The sequence below is a fragment of the Bradyrhizobium sp. 1200_D9_N1_1 genome (genome assembly GCF_052075915.1).
GTDB lineage: Bacteria > Pseudomonadota > Alphaproteobacteria > Rhizobiales > Xanthobacteraceae > Bradyrhizobium > Bradyrhizobium diazoefficiens.
In genome coordinates this window covers 8,609,888-8,631,433 of record NZ_CP197226.1, presented here as the reverse complement: position 1 = coordinate 8,631,433, position 21,546 = coordinate 8,609,888, and the positions used below count along the sequence as shown (strand labels likewise).

19 protein-coding genes are annotated in these 21,546 nt (G+C 59.4%); 7 read left to right on the top strand and 12 right to left on the bottom strand.

Features of this window, described 5'->3' with window-relative positions; all coding sequences use genetic code 11:
- Positions 1-147: 147 nt before the first annotated feature.
- Entirely contained in the window at positions 148-1,020 is an 873-nt protein-coding gene (locus tag AB5K84_RS40785) for a hypothetical protein (RefSeq protein WP_157839360.1), read from the bottom strand.
- A 140-nt stretch (positions 1,021-1,160) separates the two neighbouring features.
- On the opposite strand from AB5K84_RS40785, the gene AB5K84_RS40780 reads away from it, so the two are divergent.
- Positions 1,161-1,868 (top strand): recombinase family protein, encoded by a 708-nt coding sequence (locus AB5K84_RS40780; RefSeq protein ID WP_038965320.1) that lies wholly within the window; start codon positions 1,161-1,163, stop codon positions 1,866-1,868.
- A gap of 154 nt (positions 1,869-2,022) precedes the next feature.
- Here the strand turns inward: AB5K84_RS40780 and AB5K84_RS40775 are convergent, their stop codons facing one another.
- Positions 2,023-3,954: a hypothetical protein gene (locus AB5K84_RS40775; protein WP_038965321.1), complete on the bottom strand. Its 1,932-nt coding sequence runs from the start codon at positions 3,952-3,954 to the stop codon at positions 2,023-2,025.
- Positions 3,944-8,005: an HTH domain-containing protein gene (locus tag AB5K84_RS40770; RefSeq protein WP_192816585.1), complete on the bottom strand. Its 4,062-nt coding sequence runs from the start codon at positions 8,003-8,005 to the stop codon at positions 3,944-3,946. Before AB5K84_RS40770 ends, AB5K84_RS40775 begins: the two co-directional genes overlap by 11 nt.
- Positions 8,006-9,140: 1,135 nt before the next feature.
- On the opposite strand from AB5K84_RS40770, the gene AB5K84_RS40765 reads away from it, so the two are divergent.
- Both AB5K84_RS40765 and AB5K84_RS40760 read left to right on the top strand, forming a co-directional pair.
- Positions 9,141-10,166, top strand: a complete 1,026-nt coding sequence (locus tag AB5K84_RS40765) for a hypothetical protein (RefSeq protein WP_192816586.1) — start codon at positions 9,141-9,143, stop codon at positions 10,164-10,166.
- Positions 10,167-10,360: 194 nt separating this feature from the next.
- Positions 10,361-10,990, top strand: a complete 630-nt coding sequence (locus tag AB5K84_RS40760; RefSeq protein ID WP_011084086.1) for a hypothetical protein — start codon at positions 10,361-10,363, stop codon at positions 10,988-10,990.
- Positions 10,991-12,171: 1,181 nt separating this feature from the next.
- Here AB5K84_RS40760 and AB5K84_RS40755 read toward each other — a convergent pair.
- From AB5K84_RS40755 to mdcA, 9 genes are all read right to left on the bottom strand, one after another.
- The gene (locus tag AB5K84_RS40755; protein ID WP_162494054.1) at positions 12,172-12,342 is read right to left on the bottom strand and encodes a hypothetical protein; all 171 of its coding nucleotides are present in this window, start codon (positions 12,340-12,342) and stop codon (positions 12,172-12,174) included.
- Positions 12,343-12,391: 49 nt separating this feature from the next.
- Positions 12,392-13,012, bottom strand: coding sequence for a hypothetical protein (locus tag AB5K84_RS40750; RefSeq protein WP_038965325.1), 621 nt, complete (start codon positions 13,010-13,012; stop codon positions 12,392-12,394).
- Between the two features lie 209 nt (positions 13,013-13,221).
- Entirely contained in the window at positions 13,222-14,142 is a 921-nt protein-coding gene (locus AB5K84_RS40745; RefSeq protein WP_011084089.1) for an acyltransferase domain-containing protein, read from the bottom strand.
- On the bottom strand, positions 14,142-14,990 hold the full coding sequence (mdcB, locus tag AB5K84_RS40740) for a triphosphoribosyl-dephospho-CoA synthase MdcB (RefSeq protein WP_011084090.1): 849 nt from the start codon (positions 14,988-14,990) through the stop codon (positions 14,142-14,144). The genes AB5K84_RS40745 and mdcB overlap by 1 nt, the downstream gene beginning before the upstream one ends.
- Positions 14,987-15,634 (bottom strand): malonate decarboxylase holo-[acyl-carrier-protein] synthase, encoded by a 648-nt coding sequence (gene mdcG, locus AB5K84_RS40735; RefSeq protein WP_011084091.1) that lies wholly within the window; start codon positions 15,632-15,634, stop codon positions 14,987-14,989. Before mdcG ends, mdcB begins: the two co-directional genes overlap by 4 nt.
- The gene (mdcE, locus tag AB5K84_RS40730) at positions 15,627-16,367 is read right to left on the bottom strand and encodes a biotin-independent malonate decarboxylase subunit gamma (RefSeq protein WP_011084092.1); all 741 of its coding nucleotides are present in this window, start codon (positions 16,365-16,367) and stop codon (positions 15,627-15,629) included. The genes mdcG and mdcE overlap by 8 nt, the downstream gene beginning before the upstream one ends.
- Positions 16,354-17,268, bottom strand: coding sequence for a biotin-independent malonate decarboxylase subunit beta (locus tag AB5K84_RS40725; RefSeq protein ID WP_011084093.1), 915 nt, complete (start codon positions 17,266-17,268; stop codon positions 16,354-16,356). The genes mdcE and AB5K84_RS40725 overlap by 14 nt, the downstream gene beginning before the upstream one ends.
- Positions 17,265-17,582, bottom strand: a complete 318-nt coding sequence (mdcC, locus tag AB5K84_RS40720; protein WP_028173631.1) for a malonate decarboxylase acyl carrier protein — start codon at positions 17,580-17,582, stop codon at positions 17,265-17,267. The genes AB5K84_RS40725 and mdcC overlap by 4 nt, the downstream gene beginning before the upstream one ends.
- Before the next feature lie 10 nt (positions 17,583-17,592).
- Positions 17,593-19,239, bottom strand: a complete 1,647-nt coding sequence (mdcA, locus tag AB5K84_RS40715; RefSeq protein WP_011084094.1) for a malonate decarboxylase subunit alpha — start codon at positions 19,237-19,239, stop codon at positions 17,593-17,595.
- A 193-nt stretch (positions 19,240-19,432) separates the two neighbouring features.
- Between mdcA and madL the strand changes: the two genes are divergently transcribed.
- From madL to AB5K84_RS40695, 4 genes are read left to right on the top strand one after another with little or no spacing between them, the layout of a single operon-like run.
- Positions 19,433-19,867 (top strand): malonate transporter subunit MadL, encoded by a 435-nt coding sequence (madL, locus tag AB5K84_RS40710; RefSeq protein WP_011084095.1) that lies wholly within the window; start codon positions 19,433-19,435, stop codon positions 19,865-19,867.
- Complete coding sequence (madM, locus tag AB5K84_RS40705; protein WP_011084096.1) at positions 19,864-20,628, top strand: malonate transporter subunit MadM; 765 nt, start codon at positions 19,864-19,866, stop codon at positions 20,626-20,628. Before madL ends, madM begins: the two co-directional genes overlap by 4 nt.
- Complete coding sequence (locus tag AB5K84_RS40700; protein ID WP_011084097.1) at positions 20,629-21,348, top strand: GntR family transcriptional regulator; 720 nt, start codon at positions 20,629-20,631, stop codon at positions 21,346-21,348.
- Positions 21,323-21,535: a hypothetical protein gene (locus AB5K84_RS40695; RefSeq protein ID WP_162494055.1), complete on the top strand. Its 213-nt coding sequence runs from the start codon at positions 21,323-21,325 to the stop codon at positions 21,533-21,535. The genes AB5K84_RS40700 and AB5K84_RS40695 overlap by 26 nt, the downstream gene beginning before the upstream one ends.
- Positions 21,536-21,546: the final 11 nt, after the last annotated feature.

Sequence of the window (21,546 nt, the reverse complement as noted above, 5' to 3'; positions counted from 1 at the left end):
TCGACACCGCAAAAAGCAGCGGCAAGTGTCATTTGAACTCCTCAGGGCGCGGTGCAAGTCGTAACGTGCGATCAGGACAAGCGATGCTCCTCCCTTTTGCAGCCTCCACATTCATCGGATAACCCGGAAGTACAGGCCAACAATGCACTATTTGTCTGATCGCTTTCTGGTGTTGGAGGAAACGTGTGCCCCAACATTGCGCCATGGATTGTCACCGCGGTCCCCCGACCAGCCTTCGAGGTCACGAGTGCGAGACATCAAATCAGACATGAGATGAACGTTGGACCAGTCCCAAAGGCGGCTTAGGGTCGCCTTCTCGTTGGCGATAGCCTTCTGATCTCGATTGATGCGGCGGGATAGAAAGCGGCGTGCTCGTTGAGCGTTGATTGCTTCCATTTCAGCCGGAATTCGACTGGAGCGGCACCAGTTGATCAAGTCTTCAACGGTTCTGCGGTATCTAGCACGGGTGGCCGCAGAGTACGATTGAGACCGCAGCCAATCCTCTGCACTTGCAGCTATAGATGTCGTTCGGCCCGAGGCCAGATTGAAAAACCGCATGGCGCGGGCGTTGCCTAATTTATCCTCAAGCTCGTATGCCCGATCGACCAAGGCATCGAACTCGGAGTACCGCTGTTCGAGGTCAAGCGCGTGTAGCTCTTCCGCAGTGATTGGTTGACCGGACGCGGGCAATCCACGTGCGGTTAGTGGATTGTCTTCGAGGGCGATGTTTTTCCGCCAACGTTGCGCCTCCGATAACAGCCCCGCCGGGGTCCGATCTCGACGCGCGAGTCTCCTGAACCGTCTTTGCATCTGGTCAACAAAAGCTTGAGCAGCTGGAGCTGCTTCTCTGGGATCATCGGTTCGGAGGTTTTCGTAGACGAATTTCTTAAATCGAGTGCCGGACTCGTTGATCGGGAAGTGAAAACGGAGCTGCTCGGGGATGCGCAGTTTTGCTCTGTAATGGTTGCCGTGCCACTCGGTGTACGGCGGTGGCTTTCCTGTTCTGCGAGTGGGGGGCATTTGAGTTCGGTTGTTCTGAAGGTGGAGGTCGCCCGGTTTGGGAGCGAGTCAAGGTGACGCAGTTGTCAATTCTAGGCTAGGGCCTCAAATTACATAACCGCCTAACGACCATCGCGCGGATTTGGAATTGGGGCGCAGAAGTGAAAATTGTCGCGTATCGAAGGGTATCCCGCCAGAAGCAGTTCAAGAGTGGCCTTGGTCTAGAAGCTCAAGAGGCTGACATCGAAAAGTTCGCCAAAGACCGACGGGCTCGAATAATCGCTGCGTACACAGAGGTAGAAAGCGGCAAGACCGACCAGCGGCCTCAACTTACGGCGGCTCTCCATCATGCTCGTGTCACGGGAGCAACACTCGTAATAGCAAAGCTAGATCGCCTTTCTCGCTCCGCATCCTTCACGCTTGCTCTGAGGGATAGCGGAGTTAGGTTCGTTTGCTGCGACATGCCGGAAGCCAATGACCTTACTATCGGCGTCCTGGCAGTCGTCGCTCAGGCCGAGGCCCAAGCAATATCCAGGCGAACTAGGGACGCCCTCCAGATGGCTCGTAAGCGCATGGAGGAGAGGGGGCAGCGGGGCCACCCGGAGGTGCGGCGACTAGGTAACCCCAATGGTGCCGCTGCACTGAAGAGGGCAGGGAAGGGAAATCATGCAGCCTCCGCCAAGGTACGAAAGAATGCCGACCAACGTGCAAAAGATCTTGCACCGGTTTTGAAGAACATCCAACAAGCCGGAGTTGTCACTCTGTCGGCCATTGCCGACGAATTGAACAGTCGTGAGATGATGACGGCCCGCGGCGGAAGGTGGCACGCCTCATCGGTGGCCAATTTGTTGCGCCGTCTGCAGGATTGAGGGAGCATCTCTGAATTTGAGAGAGGGGGGCGGGGGTAAAGCGCGACGTCGGAGTAACGAGGTCAGGTCTCGCGTGCGCCCCCCTTCGCTGAATATCTGCCGGAGCCGCTCGTGAAAATTTAGTTCTTAACCCTTCGCATTGGAAACGAGCCGATCAGGCGGACAGCGAAGACAGCGAGGCTAATACTGCAGCATCCGCTCGCGCGGTTGTTGACCAGAGTTGGGGCTCGACGTGCCTTAATTCGACGAGATGATGACGTAGAATGAGTGCCTCCCGACGGGACACTTCTTCGAACGAAAACTCGGTGATGCAATCACCCACGTATTTGCACCATTCAGCACGATCGGCGTGAGCTGCCGCGGCGACCATGCTGATACGTATGGCGTTGTCTTGAGTGATCTCGATTCCCGGCTTCCGCCTCACCACGCGCATAAGCACCCGCACTTCCTCGGCCAATCCCACGGAACGAGTTACGGCCGCCACCGTAGCCAGCCCCGTTAGCATATGAAAAGCCTCGTCCGCGGACTTTATATGCCGCAGCTGGTGCTTTACTCGCCTTAGTCCGTCCGCGGCCAATTCAGCGAATACAGCATCAACTCGATAGATGAGGGCCGAATTCACCAAGGTTACAAATGAAAGCGGTGTGAGCGCTTCCTCCTTGAGGCTCTTTCGCAGGTTGGATTCGACTTCCTCGGGCATCACTGCCACTGCCTCGATTCCACCTTCCAGTGGTCCGGGCAAGAAAGAATAAGGGAACTTTACTTGCGACCGAATGGAGTCGTTGCCGTCGCCGTTCAAAAATTCGCGGAAGCCTTCCGATTTCACAAGCGAAGCCCCCGTACGATCTACGCCGGCAATACGTCCAATAAACTCGGCCTTTAGTTGCGTGGCGAGAATAAAGTCCGGGCCCCACCTGGGCTCTTGACGCATATCAACGAAGGTTTGGAGATAGTACAACGAGCCTCGATTCTCCATAACCCAGCCGAAAAAGTCCGAAGTCGGGATAGGCGTATTGACAATGGCTCTTTCGAGCACACAAGCGTGCGCAATTGAGGCGAGCCGCCTCCAGTGCGGCGAACGGTGTCGACAAATGCCTGTGCGGGCAAGTTCACCTTCAACGAGAACTATCAAGCTGGTAAGAAGTTGTAGCCTGCCGTCAGGTTTTTTCGGATCATCAGCTTGGATCAGTTGGGCAAGGCGCTCGAGATACGGCTCGAGTGCTGGAATTTGACCTAATCGACTAATCCCCCATTCAATGCCACCAAGCTGTGAAAACCGATCCCCGCTCGCTTCAAGCCAAGCGTAAAAGTCGATAATTTCGCTTGCAGGAAGGTCATCAATACGTAGGCTTTGCGGACCAAAGGGGTGCGAAGACGCTAAGAAGACATTTTTCAGTCCGAGCAAGGGGCTTTGCCTGACGAGTTCTGCGCTCCTAGGGCCGCAGACCTGATCGAAAAATTCCTTCAATCCCATTCCTGCAGTCGGTTCGCCTACTAGGCGATCAAAATAGCGAAGATCGTCTGGAACAAGACATTCAATTCGGATCGTTTGCTGGCGGAACAGCTTCTCAATCACGCCAGCTACGTAGCGAGGCGTAAAGCGATATTCAGCGAGCAGCTCGTCAACTTCTTCGTCCTCGATGGCCCTCTCCTTGAGTAAGTCGCGCCATCGCTTCATCCGCGCATCATTCACACCGAATTTGGCGACCTCCGCGTCAAACCATTTCAAACGCTCAGCGCTCTCGGGATGCAGACAAGAAAGGTCGGGGATCAGAAAAGTCTTAGCTCCATTAACGAGCTTGATCCTCGCTTGCTCATTGTCGATAGACATCCGCCAAGTACCGCTTCCCCTTCCTTCAATAAGGACCTCGGCAACTTTCGATGCATAAAGATCTCGTATCCGCTTGAAGAGTTCGGTTCGCTTAAAGGTAATATCGCTCTGATCAAGCGTGACATCTGCATCAACGCTCAAGCCGAGGCGGTCTCGAAATGCCTTATTCTCCAACGCGGATGCTCTGAGGCCGGGAGGGAAAAGGCCGAGCAAAACGACAGCTAGTTCACCGGGGTTTGACGGCTCAGGCGTCATCGGCCGCCTCTTTGGGATCTTTTGTGGCAGCATCCAGAATAAGCGACCGAACCTGTTCTATAATGTCGGCGTAAAGCTCCCGCTCTTCCTGTCGAACTTGCTCCAAGAGCGCGCTTTCATACCATCGCCAGTACTTTTTCTTTGTCTCAAACTTGACGCCCGTGTTCAGCATTCCCAGAGATAGTATTTGAACTCGATATCGAGCGTTCATGGCATTGGGCTGGCCCTGACCACAATAGCGTGACGCCCATCGGCGGATGTCGAATTGTTCGAGCAGCCAGTTCGATCTAGCGATTGCCGTCGCTTCGTCGATACCGTCTGGCCATTGAGCCTTAATCGTCTCCATGAAGCAAAGCGAGACTGTGTCAAGCCACACTGCTTCCTTTGGCAACTGCAAGCTGTCCGAGAGCTGTGCAACCAAGATGCTCTCGCGTACCGCCTTCAACTCTGCAGTTTCGATCAGTTTGCCATCAACAACAGGTGCCTTTTGCACGAACTCCATTAGTTCGTCTTGTCTCAAGGGGATGAAGCACAGGCCCGCCCGGCGTAGCGCAGTAACTTTCTCTCGCATATCAGAATTGCTTAATGAGAAAGTCAGAAGATCATAAGTCGTCCAGACTTGGCGGACGCCAAAATCACCTGTGATATTCCCATGCTGATTGAAATGACGATCATCAACGACGACAACGTCAGCCAATGCTGCAACACGCATTAGTTCAAAGGTGGGATGTCGTTGGAGCCGTTTGCTCAGGTGATCTTCCTCTGAAGTGGATGGCGCTAGCGTGACTTTCCCAGTCTCAATGCCGTTAAACAGCGTCCCCCTGACACCGTCGATAATTGCGGTAACGCGCTTAGCCAATCCCTCATACTTGGTGAAGCCGTCGCTTTGCAGCATCTCGCTTGGCGGCACGATTCCAATCAACCCGGCATCGTGAAGCTTTCCAAGAACGCGGATATGCTGCAGGTACGTTACTGAGAGCTCGTCTAGATACAGTAGTGCGCCAGCCTCGATTGAAACCGATGAGGGCCACGGTTTCTCTTGAATCTTAAGGTATGAAACTGCACGCTGCTCTTCCGCTTGTGTAAGTTGCCCAAGCCGAGCGAGCGCAGCGACTACGTCGGCGCAACTACAAACGAAAGCCGCGTGCGCACCGAGGTCGGCTTCCTCCTCCATCAGCGAACCAACTCGATGAATTGGCGAGGACCGTACGACCAGTTTTTGCCTGCCGCCGCTGCCGACGCTGTTCTCGGCTTCAGCGAACATTGCTGCCAGATCGTCACCAACTTCAGAAGCAAACTCTAGGTCGATAGGAACGGTTCGATCGAAAACGGTCAGCTTCTTGGCGTCAACTAAATCTTTTACCGTCCTTGCATCCACGATCCTGCTAGGCTGATGGAACTGTACGCGCTGCTTCTCTTCGAACAGCCATCCAAGCGTGCCGTGTGGAATTATGATTGTATCAAAAAACTCAAAGGCACCTTTAAGGGAGCCGAGCAATTCAAGTGTCAATAGAGCGGTCGGGTCGAATGCTGCCGTTTTCGCGGTTGAATGAAAGAAACGGCGAGCGCCGCTATATGCATAGACAGGCGAACGTCTGCGGGCGTCTTGTGTATCCGAATTGGCAATTGCGGGCATCAACATCATTTCGAACAAAGTTCGATTCAAAAGATGCCCGGCGCCAAACATCGGAAGGTCACCTGCGCGGAGTTGTTCCCAAGTTCGCGTTTCCCGCTGCTGCCACTCGGGATGTCGTTCTACTATGTCCTTCAACGACATCCGCTGAACGGGTCCGTCGTCGCCCGATAGAGCTGCGGCATTCTCGAGCCAGCGCGTTGTTTGCTCGTCCTCTCTCCCTGCGCCAATTGCTGCGCCGTAACACCCAATCAGGATTCGCGGGTCGCCATTTGATCGATCTGCGGCTTCGTCAATCAACTGACGTGCTCGGCCAGAGCCCAAATGATGCGCCAGTTGGCCTGCACGCAACAATTCGTCCGCGGTGCGCTCACTCCGCCGCTCCCACTCTTGCTCAACGAACGCGCCTAGCGACGTCCAATCTCCAGAAGCGATCGCGAGATTCACTAAGAGGACGCGATCATCATGCTCATCGCGTTTTGCGCGAAGTGTAATCACAGCGTCACGACAAGTCCGAACGTCGCCTGTCTGGTAGAGGGACCACGCTCTGATTGCTTCAAGGTAATCAGATTGGGCCAACAAGTCGGGGTGTTGATTCAGTAGCTGGAGTACGCCATCGTAGTTCTTTGTTTCGAACAGCGCATGGGCCAGCGACTTACAAGCCGACAACTCATGCGTTCGGTTGAAGAACTCGCGGCCGTAGATGACCATTCGCGACCAATCACTCTGCTCTTCGAGCCGATGGACCAGATTAGCGAGATCAGCCAGGGAGTTAGACGCTTTGAACTCGGCTTCTCTGGCCTCGACTGGATTTGCGCCCTTAGCTTCAGCGAGAATACGTTTCAGTCGGCCTCTCAGCGTCTCCACATCATTGCTGCTTGGAAGCTCATATATCCGTTCTTCAGCAAGGTCTGTCTGCCCGGATTGTATGAGCATCTGTATCTCGACAGACGCTATGTAGATAGGATTCAGATGCTTTATTAGCTTCGCTTTGTGCTCAGCTATATAAGCCGCAACTTCCCGGGCAGAGCTTTTCGTTAACGCTAAGCTGAATCTCGCTAGGGCGACTTCAGGTGAGCTTCCATCGGAAAGCGTATCTTGCCGATCAAGTTCACTTTCAACGGCCTGAAGATCGAGTTTAAGGCCAAATTGTAGCGCCATCGGCAAGCGGCGAAGAGAATGTTGCGGATTGCGCATACTCATCTGCAGTTCTGCGAGCGCAGCCGTTCGAGAAGATGGGTCGCGCAACTTCAGCCATAGTGCACGGTCGCTTGCATCATTGCTCGCCCAAGTACATCCAAGAGCCGAGGCAAGTGCGGCCCCGCGTTCATAGAGGACACACGCCTTGCGACGCTCTTCCAAAGCGGATGCATCATCGGCTAGAGGGATTGGGTCTGCATCGAATGGTAGGTGCGATCGAATGAAGGATCTAAGTTCGACGGGTGCGGCTTGGACTAGATGAGCGTCGGCCGCCTCAAAGGCGAGTGCCGGCGTCTGTTCAAGGTCGGCATCCTGCAACTCATTCGCTGTCGATAGGGCTTCCGGCCACATCTCGCTGTCGAGCTGCTTCTTAAGCAGAAAGAATTTTCCGTCCGAAGAGATGTTGCTCGTTGATAGCCCCGCTCTGTAAAACCAGTCTAGCGCATCGGGTTTGTCCTTCGCGTTGATAACAACAACGAATGACGCAGCGCGAGCATCGTTCGAATTGATAAGAGACAGCTTGCGAAGCGCTTCTGACGCGCGGTCGTTATAGGAATCGAGCAGAGCTTCGGCAATCAAAACGGCTTCGGTGCGCTTGATGTGGCGGGCCGCATCCAGAGCTCGGTTCGCCTCCTGTTTGTCAGGTTTGGCGAGCAGCACGCGAGCACACCAAGCAAGCGCGTCAGCCTTTATTTCAGCCGAAGTTGCTGCAAGCGGGCCGTCCATTAGGCTTTGAGCCAGATCGGTAGCTTCCTCTAGGTGAGACGAACGTTCGAAGAATCGAATTCGACGCACTCGCGCAGCCCGCTTATTAGTTTCAGCATCTACGAGGAAGCCAGGGACGGCGGCTGTGAGAGGACCCATCCCGTGGTTTGACAATCGCTCCTCGATGCGAGCGAGGGCGGTCGAACTGTTGGCGGCGTCTTCTGCGATCCCCTGAAGAACGTTAAAGTCCGCGATCACAGTTTTGTGGCTACGGACCGGTTTCCTCAGCTGGTCCCGGACATGGACATACACATCCGACGCCCTCGATGGAGGAGCGGCAATATCGAAATGGTCTGCATCAACTGGTATTGGCGCGGACGGAAGCCCCACGTCAGCACTATCCGGTTTGACAATCATACCGAACCAGCGAACGGGCCGCGTCTCGACGAGACTTTGAGTATCGATGCCAGTTCGCGAGGCGTAACCCCGATAGAACTGATTTAGATCGCGCAAATCTGGATCGTTTCGTTCAAGTCCGCGTGCGGCGTTAGATGGTCGCGCCAATAGCCGAAGGCGTCCCGCCCACGTCGCGAGGTCCGCGCCCCGATGCGGTGTCCCCAAGAAAGTTACCCTGCTGATGCGCCTCAGTAGGTCCGCGACCGCCGGTTCGGACGGCGCACGCTCATTGGCCGTACGCAGCATCTGTTCAAAGACCAAACCGCCGAAGCTATGCGCCACGACCGCAACATCGCCGCTTCTAAGCCGCTCCTCGGCAAGGAGACGTGCGAGAACGTTGTTTGCTCGGTCAACTCGAGCCATTGAATGGCCGCGCCACAGCGTCGGAGAAGCATCGTATCCGACCACCCAAATGGCTAGATTCTGGACGTCTTGGGCTAGCCAGAGGGGCCAAGGCTCTGGTGGCTCTCCGGACATCCAAATCGGATGCCCGCGGCGGCGAAGGCCGTGAATAAACACAACGTGCCTGTCCACGTTTTTTCCGTTGGAAACCAAGAATAAGTCAGCCAGCGTCGCCTCCTGCAAGGGCAGGTTGTAAATTGGCCTGGGCGATTCAGTCAAACGCGACTTTAGCCCGTCGGGGCGGCGGCCTGCCCAGCGAGCTTGCTGCGCGACCTTCCGCAAACATCTGCTACACAACGGATGGCGGGAGGCTAAAAGCGTAATTATTTCAATGCTATTTGGGCTTTCTTTGCGGATCCCCTAGGAAGCGCGATGCTTCCCACGAATGGCTGCCCTTGTATCCGCGCTGCGTCACCAGATGAGGCCCAAGGCGAGCGGATCACTCCACTCTTTTTGAGGGGCCTTGGCGTTTTTGTGTGGCGAACGCCGGGTTGGTTGGCATGCGATCGGCAGCGATTGGCGGGCCGAATCAATGAGACTTCAGGAGTCGACCAAGGCGTGGGGAATATGAGTAGCCTCGTCACAATGTCACGTCTCAAATTCGAGACCGATTAAAGAAGATCGCCCGGGCTCGCAGCCCAGCGCACAGCTGCACGGCATCTTCAACTTGGGGGCCCACGTGCAGATCGATGGTGATTGCAATCGAGGCATCGACTCGCTCTCAAGCTGTGTCCTTGATATATGTGTTCGCTCGAATCGGTTTTCCTTACAGCCAGATTGGCGCGGCCACATGAAGGCAATCCTGTTTTGCAATATCGGTTGGATGAGCCGTTACGAAGGGCTCGCTGGCAAGCCAGATAAGATAGTGGGGGGTGGAAAATTTGTGGCCGAGAACGAGACCGGACTTGAAGTCTGCAATTTTCTCAGCTGTCGCGACGGATACATTTACGGACATGTTGAGACCATCCAAGGGGAGAAGGATCGACAAATTCAAATCGAAGCCTTCGGCGGGGCTGGTGAATATGCGGATGATGTAGATGTCGTATGGACCGCTACCGATCCTGAGGAGGGCGGGAGAAGAGTCATAGGTTGGTATCGAGCGGCAAGAGTCTTTCGCAAACGCCAAAAATTTTCGACTATTCCTTCACGGCAGCATGCGAAAGACGAGATAGATAACTACCGAATTTCAACGTTAACTGAAAATGCGTTTCGTCTGAATCTCGAAGATAGAACGCTGGTCATGGGCCGTGGCCGCGGATGGATGGGTCAAACGCCGTGGTGGACACCAACTTCTGGAAGCTCGCCGGAGGTTCTAGAGTTCGTAAGAAGAACGCGATTGCTGTTGGGCAGACATTCTAGGCTTAGCCGGGGCGGCGCCAGCCAAAGCAGTCCAGGGAGAAATAGTCCCGGCGCGAGCAGGGACCCATATCAAAGATACGTCGAGGCCTATGAGGTTGAGATCTCGCCAAGGCACGACAAGCTACAAGGAAGCTTCGAGCGCTATCTCGCGAGAGCAGGTGCGACACAAGTCACACCAAACGTGGCGAGCGTCGACCTGCGCTATAACGATGCCACGAGGGGGTTGACGTTCGTGGAAATCAAGCCTTGCGACAAAGCCAGTGCTCGTTACGCGATCCGAACTGCAATTGGGCAGCTGCTTGACTACAGGCAGCGGGCAAACCCAGATGTGTCTCTATTGATCGTCCTTGAAGCAGCGCCTTCCCATGAGGATCGGTCTCTCGCAACCCAGAACGGCTTTGGCGTAGCGTATCCCCTCCGAGGTACATTTGAGGTTTTGTGGCCGACTCCGTCGTAGGTGGGGCTACACTCCACGAAAGTGTAAGCAAGGAAAGGTTGCGGACGGTCCTACCTATGCAAACAATCCTAATTGCAGGATTCCCGATCGAGGAAATATGATCCTGCTTTGCGACTGCTGATTAAAACGATCTTGTAGCTTGTCGCCAGAGCAGGTCCACCCAATAGATACATCATCTTTGAGACATAAAATTCATGAGCGCGGATAAATTGAATCATTCGACCGAAGGCATGATCCAAGTCATTGGCCACCATATACCGTACGAGGTGCGGATGATGCGGCAGACGTACGCGATGCTCGCTGATGGTGCCACATGCCTCTGGTACAGCCAAACTGTGTTGAACGCACTGATTGAGTCATTTGCTATCCATGCCCGGTCATTGATTGAATTCTTTTCGGGCGATCATTCGCCAAGCGAAAATACGGCCGCTGCCAAGCATTTTGCGAAGTCAACGTTCACGCCGTGCTCTGAAGAAGGGCCGAGCAGGACGCTTTTAGGTAAGCTGAATGCGCAGATCGCTCACCCGTCGTATTCTCGATCAGACAAGCCTGAAGACAAGCTCACGGCGGTCGATCGGACTGAACTTATGCAATTCATTGAGAAGGAGCTCAAGCGCTTCTCTCAGGAGATCAAAACGACTTATGAGAAGCATTGGCCGAGCGACATGATTGCTAAGCAAGCAAGCGGATCGGATCAACCTGTGGTTCGTGTTTCAGGGCCTGCCGGAGCAACCTCTCAAATCGGCATAATTGGTCCTACAATACCAGCTGCGCCATCCGGTCCGACAGGGCCGACATTCACGTACCGCACCAATGGTTCTTAGCGCGGAATGTTAACCTGATCCGGCAGCGATGGTACTCAACAGAAGCGAACGGGGGGACCATAGTTCAATCTAATCAATGTAAGAGCGCCGAGCAGTGTGGAGAAATTGCGAGTCCTCTTGAGGGTGCATATGCGCTGTCCTTGGGAAGAGAACGACTTCCTGAAGCTATGGGCGGAGTGGTGAAGATATTCGAGCAGGCAGTGCGGTGACGCTGGAGGCCATAGCGAACGAGCTGAATGGCCCCGAGATGAATGACGCTGCGCGGGGGCCGCTGGTATCCATCCTCGGTGCCGACTTGCTTCGGAGGCTTTGAGGCGCAGAGCGTTCGTTCCGCCGCCCTGCTGCCTGTATGCCCTGCGTGATTGAAGACGGTTCGACCCCTTCAGCCCCCCAGGCCCGGTGGCGGGCATACGGGGGATGTCTCGCTGCCGCCCCCACGGTAGGCTTTTCGCTTGTGTAAGCCCTGAAATTGGCTTGGATGTAAGATGACCCTAGTTGTCGCTAAGGTAACACCTCACCAGATAATCATGTTGGCCGACACGCGGATTCAAAGTCCACGCCAAGAGCGAGCACTACCGGATATAAGAAGGGGCAGCCTAAAGATCACGTTTGTCACCAGCAACGTTGCGATCGCCTTCACCGGTGATCCGGACATCGCGACTGCTGCTATCGCGGACATTCGAGGAGGCCGCACGGGCTTTCAGTCAGTTATCTCAGTCCTCCAAGTCTCAAGTCGCGAGAGTGATAACGAATATCTGGTGGGATTTGCTGGTCCCCGGCGGCTCTTCCACGTTCGCGACGGCAGGGCAAATGAACGGCGGGTGGCTTTCATAGGAGATTCAGTAGGCTTCGAGCGGTTTCAATCGGGCTCCCGTGCTACGTCTGGAGATGACGCGGCGCAAGCAACAATAATTGGCCCAGACGTCCGAGATCAGGCGCTTGTCCACGACCAACTAGCTCGCCTTCAATGCGTGCTTGAGGACCGAAGCGTTCTGAGCGTTGGCGATTTCTTCACGGTCGCGCTTAGTGACGGAGGCACCTTCAGATTTCCATTCGTCGCGACAATGTTCTTTGATGCTGAGTCTAGGCTCTTGGCTCCAGATGGGAGCGCAATACTCAGTTCAACCGGCGAGAAGAGACATCGATTTACGACTTGGTATCCCCGCCAAAAGGGACTCGCGTCATCCGCCTTCGTGTTTCCCGACGCACAGCGAGCGTTTGTATTCTATCAAGCGGAACCCCTTAGCTTTGCGAACCAATGCGAAGTGTTTGACGGCCTCGTTGGAGATCAGCTTGCTGACGAAATTGAGCGCCGCATTGGCATCCGCTTCGAGGTCTTCGAAATTCGACACCACTAGCGTATACTTCGACAAAACGGCCAGGAGCGACCCGACTCCAAAGCTAGTCAGGGAATAGGAACGGAAATTCGGCCGCAGAACTGGCTCTGAGCTTCTGCATCAGTGCAGCGGAGTTGATTGGCCCCTCTGCTTCCTCGTGCTGGGCTAGGTCAAGATAATAGTTTTGTCCGCGGTCCTTGGCGAAGATGATCCAATCACCCGTAAGGCGGTTGGCGTTTGCGCGTTCGGTCATGCCTTGTATGAATACTCTGTACGCTAAAGCTCCCGGCCACTTGTCGGGATCATGACCATGCTGCTCGGCGATCCCGTTCAAGGCCGAGCTCAGGTCGTTGTTGCCAGGCCCCCGTGCGATGTTCCATCTCTCGCCGATGTTGCGGAGCGTGTGGCGAGAGCTGAAATAGTGTGCATGCCAAAATGGGGCTAAGGGCGGATGTTTGAATGGCGCGGGTTGCTTAGACGTTGACAGGGGTCTGCGGCCTTCCAGCGCATCGATCTGACGAAGCACAGGCACTGTGTCGTCCGTCATGACGAGACGGAAAAGTAGCCCGAAACTGACGCGCGACGCGTATGGCGCGCCAAGAAGTACTTCCGATTTCAGGTGAGTGAGCTGCTTGAGGGTGACGCTCAGCTTCTCTGCATCAGGCGGGATTGTTTGATTGGCCATCGGTCCGCGACTCTTAAGGCGTGGATCATACCAAGGAAACAGTGTAACACGACTGGTAAACATCCCCATTGCCTGCTAGAAATTGTTATTACATTTCAACGAAGTCCGTGTCGGACAGCGCAATCCGCCCCTGGGCACCATCCGGCTCTTCCAACAGCCCGATATCCAAAGCAATTCTGTAATTCCAACGGCCTCGCGCTGCCGATTGGCTATTCGGCCGCAATCCAGTTTCGCAGGCCATCGACCGTGCGGAATCCGTCCGCCGCGTAGCAGCGAATGGAGGGAAGGAAGGCCTGCATCATCTCGGCGAGCGCGTGTCCCGGACCGAGATCCAGCACCCTGCTGACGCCCAGCTCCGCAAGGGCTTCCAGCGTCGCCGACCAGTCGATCGGGCGCGCCACCTGCCGGGCGAGCTTTGCGGTTGCGTTGCTCGCGGAGAAGATGCGCTCGCCATCGCCTCCGGCGAGCAGGACGCGCTGGCTTGCAATGGCGGAGCGTGTGCTGGCGTCGAGCGCCAGTTGAAGGGGGCGGCAGGCCTGTTCGAGCTGCCGCGTGTGCGAGGCGATTCTCACGGCGAGCAGACCTGTGCGCGTGGCGCCTTGTCGTATCGCTTCCTCGCAGAGGTCGATCACGTCCTGCTCGGCGCCTCCGACGACAACGAGACGATCGGGGTTCCTGATCGCGATCTCGCAGCGATGCTTCCCGAGCAGGCGTTCGAGCGCGGCCGGGTCGAGCCCGCGGACATAGCCGAGGCGGCCATCGGGGCCGGCGACGCTATCCATCAGGCGCGCGCGAACAGCCGTCAATCGCAAGGCTTCATCGGCGGTCCATATCCCTGCAATGCTCCAGGCGGTCATCTCGCCGACGCTGTAGCCGGTGACGGCCGCAGGTTCGGTCAGGAGATCGGCAATGCAGGCATGGATCGCGAGTGCCGACGTGACAGTCAGGATCTGGCTGACATGGTTTGCGGACAGCTCGTCTGCGCTGTGCGTCCGGACGAACTCCCGCGGATCCTCGCCAAGATGCGCGGTTGCCGCGACGAAAACAGGCTCCGCGGCAGGCTGACCGGCGGCCAGATCGAAGATCTTGTCCGAGAGGGTGCCTTGTCCACCGCAGAGCAGAGCAAGCATCAGGGGTCCAGCCGGTCGACGAAGAGGGCCATGGCCAGCAGATCCGCGGAGCCGCCGGGACTGAGATTGCGTGCCACGAATGCCTGATGAATCTCGATGGCTCGCTCGCGCCAACCGTGACGTCCAACGCCTCCGGCGGCAAGAAATGCGGATGCGCTGTCTTGGGCGTAGCGCAAACCCTCCGCTCCGCCGCGATGCAGGAGGTTGGTGTCGGTGACATCGGCGATGAGCGTCATGCAGGTCTGAACGCGGACCGCTTCCTCATCGCAACGAGCGAGCTCTCGTGCAGCATGCAGCGCGGGCAGGGCGATCTCGTAGACCGATGGGAATCCGCAAGCCGCCTCCGCCCTGGCGCCGCCGGCACCGTAACGCCGCGAGGCCATGGCGCCGTGGCTGCGCAAGGATATCGGACCCGAAAGGATGTCTTCGCCCCAGCGCTGCGACACCAGATCGCCGAGCGATTTGCGAATGCCGAGCGCACCGCGATATCCGGCCGCGGCGCAGAGCAGACCCAGTCCGAAGATCGCGCCGCGATGCGTGTTGACGCCTCCGGTTTCCGCGAGCATGGCGCGCTCGGCGGCGACCCCGATCGCGCGCAAGCGGCTCATGCCGGCGCCTTCGGCTCCGGCAAGCGCCAGATCACGGAGGAATGGCCTCAAGGTATCGGCGCTGCGGCACAGCAACTCGGCGTCCATGTCGCTGTGCGCGCCATTGTCGACATGGCTGACGAGCCCCGGTTTCGGATGGGTTTCAACTTCGAGCTTCAGGCAAAGCGACGCCAGATCACCGAGCTGCGCCGCATCGGGCGCGTTGGCAGGTGTCGATTGCCATCTCAGCGCGACGGTCACGACAGATTCCCCGTCAGAAACGCGGCGCGCGTCGTGCTGATGACGCCGGCGGGCCCTTTCACGAGGACTTCATCGTCGTCAGCACCGATGAGCTCGCGCCATTGGACCCCTCCCGCGCGACCAACGATCTCACCGTCCAGCCGCATCGGCGCCTGGTTCGCAATCCGGCCGATGTCCGACGGCAGAGTGTCGGTTTGCCTTGCCGACGACAGCGGCCAGAGCAGATCGAGGTCCGAACTGTCGGAAAGATAGGGCAGGCCGGTGAGGTGCTGCCAGGCCAGGCTGCCGAAGGTGCGGGTCTCCGGCAGAAGCTGGAGCAGCAGGCCGATCGTCTCCCGCCAGCGCGCAGGTGCCGCGGCGGCCGCATCGGCCAAGGATGGCGGCGGAGCCGATGCGATGATGTCGCCGGGTGCGAGCGCGAACGCGATGCGCCGTTTGCCGTGGCTGGGCGGCAGCGGCAGGCCGAGCGGAATCATGCCGGCGGCATCGCTGCAAGCCGGCCGGCGAACGATGAGGGGGCGGTCGGCGCGCGCCCAGCCGTCGATGATCGGCTCGCTGGCGAGTTCGGGATGGCGGCTCATCACGGCAGCCCATCCGGCGGCCGAGGCCTTCACCATGGTGTGACGCGCGAGCGATTCAGCCATGTTGCGCTCCCTGCTGCGATATCGCGGCGAGTGCGACGACCCGATCGGCGATCTCGGCCGCCTTCCGGCGTCCGCCCCGCTCCGCGCCGAGCCGGCTGCGTTCGTCCCGTCCGGCAGGCTGCGCCAGCACGGCCGCAAGCTGCGGCGCCAGGGGCGCAGTTTCGTCCCAGACGACGTGAATGCCGCCGGTGCGGACCATGTTGTCGAGCCCGGGCGCGAAAACGGGTGTCGCTTCCGCCTTGGCCTTCAGCACCTCGATCGGAAGCTTGGTGACCCGCGCCATCGAGGGCAGATCCATCACGGCGGGATGCGCGCCGGGAAGCGCCACCAGCGTGCCGGTGGCAAGAGCGGTGGCGATGAACGCGCCGGCTGCGCTGCCGCCGTAGAGCAGGCCGACCGTGCGGTGTCCCTCGGCCTCTGCCAGCAGCAGGGCCTTGGCGAGATGCGATAGATATTCGCTGAGGCCGAGCAGTTCGTCGCGCTTGCTCATGCGCTGGCTGGCGGAATCCACCAGGACCAGGATAGGCGCCCGATCGTTGGATTTGATGATCTCGATCACGCGCCCTGCGAGCGCGATCGCCTCGTCCACGCCGAGCGGCTGTCCTTGCGTGATGCCGAGCACGTGGATCGGCCCGCCGTCAGGCAAGGTCGCCTGTCCCGCGATCATCGCGCCGGTCGTTTCGATCTTTCGGCCGTTCGGGAACAGGCCGGCCAGGATGTCATCGGGCGTCATCGGCGTTCTCCCTTGTGTCTGCCGCGCGAAGAAACGCGTCGGTCGGAAGCGCGGGGATCTCGGTCGGCGCGTCGATACCAAGCGCCTGCCAGATTTGGACGGCGTCCTCGGCTTCACCGAAACGCAGCAGGCGCCGCTCCAGGCGCTCCTGCTCGGCTGCGAGAGCGCTGGTGTCGCAGCCACGCTTGATCTTGAGCGCGTCGATCGCGGCCTCGCGAAACGCCAGCGCCTCGTCGTCGACGAACATGTCGGCGCCGCCGATGAGATAGCGGTGCTTGCCGCCCATGGTGCGCCAGACCAGCGCGCGATCGCGCGAGTCGAACTCCTCGATGCCTCTGTTGGTCTCTATCACCTCGGGACCGCTGACGCTGATCCGCCCCTGCTCGGACACGATCAGGCGCGAGCAGGTGCCGGCGATCAGGCTGCCGCCGCCATAGCAGCCGGCACGTCCGCCGATCAGGCCGACGACGTTGATGCCGGCGCGGCGTGCCTCGACCACCGCGCGCATGATCTCTGCGATCGCGAGCTCGCCGGCATTGGCTTCCTGAAGCCGCACGCCGCCGGTGTCGAACAGGATCAGCACGTCGTGCTTGAGCGTACGCGCCGCGCGCAGGAGGCCGGTGAGCTTGGCGCCGTGGACTTCGCCGAAGGCGCCGCCCATGAAGCGTCCCTCCTGCGCGGCAACGAGCACCGGCGACCCCTCCAGGCGGCCACGGCCGATGACGATGCCGTCGTCGAACTGCTCCGGCAGGTCGAAGATCGAAAGATGCGGGCTGATCTCGCGCAGCTCGGGGCCGATGTATTCGGAAAAGCTGCCGGCATCGACCAGCGCGTCGATGCGCTGCCGGGCGCTCGCCTCGTACCAGCTCAGCGAAGCCGTGTTGGCTGCCGCCTGTGTCATCGTTCCGGCTCCTCGATCTTGCGGACGCCTTGCGCAAGGCGCAGCGCAACCGTGTCGGGCCGGGCGCCGCCGTCATTGATGGAGATGCGCAAGCCGCCGGCAGAGCGGCGGGCGACGAAGTCGCGGACCACGGCGTCCCACACCGCGCCGAAGCCGTGAGCTGCGGTTGCGATGTCGATCGTGCACATGTCGGCCGGCGAGGCGCGTTCCAGCAGGACCTCGAGATTGCCGGAGGCGACGACGCCGACGATCGCCTGCGCGCGGGTGCCGCCGGCCGATCTGGCTGCGGTCAGCCTGAAACTGAGTTTTTCCATGCGAAACTCCTCACCAGTTGCGGAAGCGGCTGGGCGGACGGTAGAGGCCGCCGGAGGCCAGCATGAGGTCCTTGATCGAGCGGGCCGCCAGCAGGCGGCGGTCGGCGTCGAGCGGATCGATGCCGAGATCCTCGGGGCGCTGGATCACGCCCCGTTGCCTGAGCTGCTCGACCAGCTTCGCATCGCGCGCGCGTCCGATATCGGTGTATCCGGCGACGCCGCGGATCGCCTGCTCGCGCTCGTCCTTGCTGCGGCACATCAGGAGGTTGGCGATGCCTTCCTCGGTAACGATGTGGGTCACGTCGTCCGAGTAGACCATCACCGGCGCCAGATCGAGCTTGAGCTCGTGCGCCAGCTCGAGCGCATCGAGCCGCTCGACGAAGAGCGGGGCATTGCGCTCGCCGAAGGTCTCGCCGATCTGCACCACCAGCTTGCGGCCGCGGCGCAGCGCGGCGTTGGAGTGGGGGTCCGCCTCGGCACCGGCCTTGAGCCAGGGTTCGCTCGGATGGCGGCGGCCATGTGGATCGGATCCCATGTTGGGTGCGCCGCCGAACCCGGCGATGCGGTTCGTCGTCACCGTCGAGCTGTGGCCCTCGAGATCGATCTGCAGCGTCGATCCGATGAACATGTCGCAGGCATAGAGGCCGGCGGTCTGGCAGAAGGCGCGATTGGACCGCAGCGAGCCGTCGGGGCCGGTGAAGAAGATGTCGGAGCGCGCCGCGACATAGTCCTCCATGCCGACTTCCGACCCGAAGCAGTGGATCTGGTCGACCCAGCCGGATTCGATCGCCGGAATGAGGGTTGGATGCGGGTTGAGCGCGAAGTGGGTGCAGACCTTGCCCTTGAGGCCGAGCTTCTCGCCATAGGTCGGCAGCAACAGCTCGATCGCGGCGGTGTTGAAGCCGATGCCGTGATTGAGGCGGCGCACGCCGTAGGGCGCATAGATGCCCTTGATGGCGAGCATCGCCGTCAGGATCTGGGTCTCGGTGATGGCGGCGGGGTCGCGGGTGAAGAGCGGCTCGACATAGAACGGCCTGCCGGCTTCGACCACGAAATGCACGAGGTCGCCGGGGATGTCGACGCGGGGCACCTTGTCGACGATCTCGGTGACCTGCGCCACCACGAGACCATTTTTGTAACTCGTCGCCTCGACGACGGTCGGCGTGTCTTCGGTGTTCGGTCCCGTATAGAGGTTGCCGTCCTTGTCGGCGCTCACTGCGGCGATCAGCGCGACGTTCGGCGTGAGATCGATGAAGTAGCGGGCGAACAGCTCGAGATAGGTATGGACCGCGCCGAGCTCGATCTTGCGGCCGAACAGCATGCGCGCAATGCGCGCCGCTTGCGGGCCCGAATAGGAAAAGTCGAGCCGCCGCGCGATGCCCTTCTCGAAGATGTCGAGATGGGCCGGCAGGACCACGCCGGACTGCACCATGTGCAGGTCGCTGATCTCAGCGGGGTCGAGGTTCGCAAGCGCCGCGGCGAGGATGTCGGCCTGCTTCTGGTTGTCGCCCTCCAGGCACACCCGGTCGCCTGATCGGATCACGGCCGCGAGAAACGCGGGCAGGCTCGGGAGCGGGACGATCTTTCCCTTCGCGTGCCGCCGGCCGGCCGTCAGGCGCTCTCCCAGAGCGGCCTTTTGCATACCCCAATTGCTCATCTCGGCTCCTTGGCATGCGAGGTTGCCTTCATTTGTATCTAATGTATGCGTATTGCGCCTTAATGTCAATTAGTGTATACGCAAACTCATAAGCGATGGATATTCGCATACACAGGAGGAGATTTAAGATGCGAATGCATGCAAGGCGTCCAAGTCGCGTGGCCGGGGCTCCGTTCGTTCAGGGGAGGCGCCCGTGACCGTTTCCGGCGTAGCGCTGCTCTCCATCTGCACGTTGCTGGGGGTCTTGCTGGGGGACCTGCTCGGCATCGCCCTCGGCGTTAAGGCCAATGTCGGCGGCGTCGGCATTGCCATGATGTTTCTGATCGCCGCCCGGCTCTGGCTGGTGCGGCACGGCCTGCTCAGCCACGGTCTCAAGACCGGCGTCGAGTTCTGGGGCAGCTTCTACATTCCGATCGTGGTCGCCATGGCGGCGCAGCAGAACGTCGTCGCTGCGGCCAAAGGCGGTCCCATCGTCGTCATCGCGGGGATCGGCGCAGTCGCCGTGTGTTTCGTGATGGTGGCCCTGATCGGCCGGCTCAGCGGCCCTGTCGAGACCATGGACGAGATCGAGGCGCGAGAGGCGCTCGAGGCGTCTGTGCCCCACTTCAAGTCCGGGAGGATCGGATGACCATGATATCGCACATTCTAGCTGCAAACTCGCTGCTCACCGCTTTCGCGGCCGTCGGCATCCTGATGTGGGTCTCCGGAGCGATCTCGAAATACCTCACCTTCGGACGCATCCACGGCTCGGCGATCGCGATCATGCTGGGTCTCGTGCTGGCCTTTTTCGGAGGCCTCGCCACCGGCGGTGAAAAGGGCGTCGCCGACCTGCCGGCGCTGACCGGGATCGGTCTGATGGGCGGAGCCATGCTGCGCGACTTCGCCATCGTCGCCACCGCCTTCGAGGTCGATGTCGTTCATGCGCGCAAGGCCGGGGCGATCGGTGCGGTCGCGCTTGGGCTCGGAACTGTCGTCCCGTTCATTCTGGGCGTGTTCGTCGCCGCGGCATTCGGTTACACCGATGCCATCTCGATGACGACGATCGGCGCCGGCGCGGTGACCTACATCGTGGGGCCGGTCACGGGGGCGGCGATCGGCGCATCCTCGCCGGTTATTGCGCTCTCGATCGCGACCGGTGTATTCAAGGCAGTGATCGTCATGATCGGTACGCCCTTCGTGGCGAAGATGATCGGTCTGAACAATCCGCGCAGCGCAATGGTGTTTGGCGGCTTGATGGGAACGGTCAGCGGCGTGTCCGGAGGGCTGGCGGCGACGGACCGGCGTCTGGTGCCCTACGGTGCGCTGACGGCGACGTTCCACACCGGGCTCGGGTGTCTGGTCGCGCCCTCTGTTCTTTACTTCGCGGTGCGCGCGATCACGGGAGGCTGAATGGCAGGATTGTTGAAAGTCGCAGCCGACGCCGAGGACGATGGCGGGCTGCTCTCCGATCGCATTCGCAACGCGCTCACCGACGAGATCGCCTCGGGTGCGCTCGTCGCCGGTTCCGCCCTGGAAGAGCAGCTGTTGGCCGATCGCTTCGGAGCCTCCCGCACGCCGGTGCGGGAGGCGCTTCGCCAGCTCGTGGTCAGCGGCCTGGTCGAAGTGCGGGGGCGGCGCGGCCTCGTCGTGGCGCGGATGACGCCCGAGCGCATCATGGACATGTTCGAGACCAGTGCCGAGGTGGAGGCGATGTGCGTCAGGCTCGCGACCTATCGCATGACCCCGCTCGAGCGCAGCCATTTGATCGAGCTGCATGACGCCTCGCTGAAGATGGTCGAGGCCAATGACGTCGATACCTATGACGCGTTCAACCGGGAATTCCACGAATGCATCTACCGGGCAACGCACAACTCGTTTCTGGCAGAGCAGGCGCAGGATGTCCGCTCGCGTCTCAGCGCTTTTCGCCGCACGCAATTGCGGCATGGCGATCGCATTCGCAAGTCCCGCGACGAGCATGACGTCATCATGCAGGCGATCGCCGAAGGCGATGGCGAGACCGCATCGCGCAGGATGCGGGCGCATATGTTGAACGCGGCCGCGGCGCTTCGGCGCTACATCGATGATCGCCTCGGCGGACAGGCCGATGGGCCTGGACCTGACAACGCCTGACGATTGCGGTTGTGCGCCGTTGTTGCAGCAAGCCAGGCAGATCGGTGCGGGCGTGAGTTGCCAGCAGGGCGCGCGGCTTTTCCGTTTTGACGAGGCCGGTGTGTGCGACCAACCAGATCGTATTCCCTGCCGGGGCAACGTCCGGCATCATCAGACTGTCACCGCCCTGTCATCGGTGTTCCATTGATCGCTGCTCCT

Excerpts from the sequence above, each read along its gene's own strand:
- AB5K84_RS40785 (WP_157839360.1), bottom strand. The coding sequence starts at position 1,020 with ATGCCCCCCACTCGCAGAACAGGAAAGCCACCGCCGTACACCGAGTGG.
- AB5K84_RS40775 (WP_038965321.1), bottom strand. The coding sequence starts at position 3,954 with ATGACGCCTGAGCCGTCAAACCCCGGTGAACTAGCTGTCGTTTTGCTC.
- AB5K84_RS40765 (WP_192816586.1), top strand. The coding sequence starts at position 9,141 with ATGAAGGCAATCCTGTTTTGCAATATCGGTTGGATGAGCCGTTACGAA.
- AB5K84_RS40760 (WP_011084086.1), top strand. The coding sequence starts at position 10,361 with ATGAGCGCGGATAAATTGAATCATTCGACCGAAGGCATGATCCAAGTC.
- AB5K84_RS40750 (WP_038965325.1), bottom strand. The coding sequence starts at position 13,012 with ATGGCCAATCAAACAATCCCGCCTGATGCAGAGAAGCTGAGCGTCACC.
- AB5K84_RS40745 (WP_011084089.1), bottom strand. The coding sequence starts at position 14,142 with ATGCTTGCTCTGCTCTGCGGTGGACAAGGCACCCTCTCGGACAAGATC.
- mdcG (WP_011084091.1), bottom strand. The coding sequence starts at position 15,634 with ATGGCTGAATCGCTCGCGCGTCACACCATGGTGAAGGCCTCGGCCGCC.
- mdcE (WP_011084092.1), bottom strand. The coding sequence starts at position 16,367 with ATGACGCCCGATGACATCCTGGCCGGCCTGTTCCCGAACGGCCGAAAG.
- AB5K84_RS40725 (WP_011084093.1), bottom strand. The coding sequence starts at position 17,268 with ATGACACAGGCGGCAGCCAACACGGCTTCGCTGAGCTGGTACGAGGCG.
- mdcC (WP_028173631.1), bottom strand. The coding sequence starts at position 17,582 with ATGGAAAAACTCAGTTTCAGGCTGACCGCAGCCAGATCGGCCGGCGGC.
- mdcA (WP_011084094.1), bottom strand. The coding sequence starts at position 19,239 with ATGAGCAATTGGGGTATGCAAAAGGCCGCTCTGGGAGAGCGCCTGACG.
- madM (WP_011084096.1), top strand. The coding sequence starts at position 19,864 with ATGACCATGATATCGCACATTCTAGCTGCAAACTCGCTGCTCACCGCT.
- AB5K84_RS40700 (WP_011084097.1), top strand. The coding sequence starts at position 20,629 with ATGGCAGGATTGTTGAAAGTCGCAGCCGACGCCGAGGACGATGGCGGG.
- AB5K84_RS40695 (WP_162494055.1), top strand. The coding sequence starts at position 21,323 with ATGGGCCTGGACCTGACAACGCCTGACGATTGCGGTTGTGCGCCGTTG.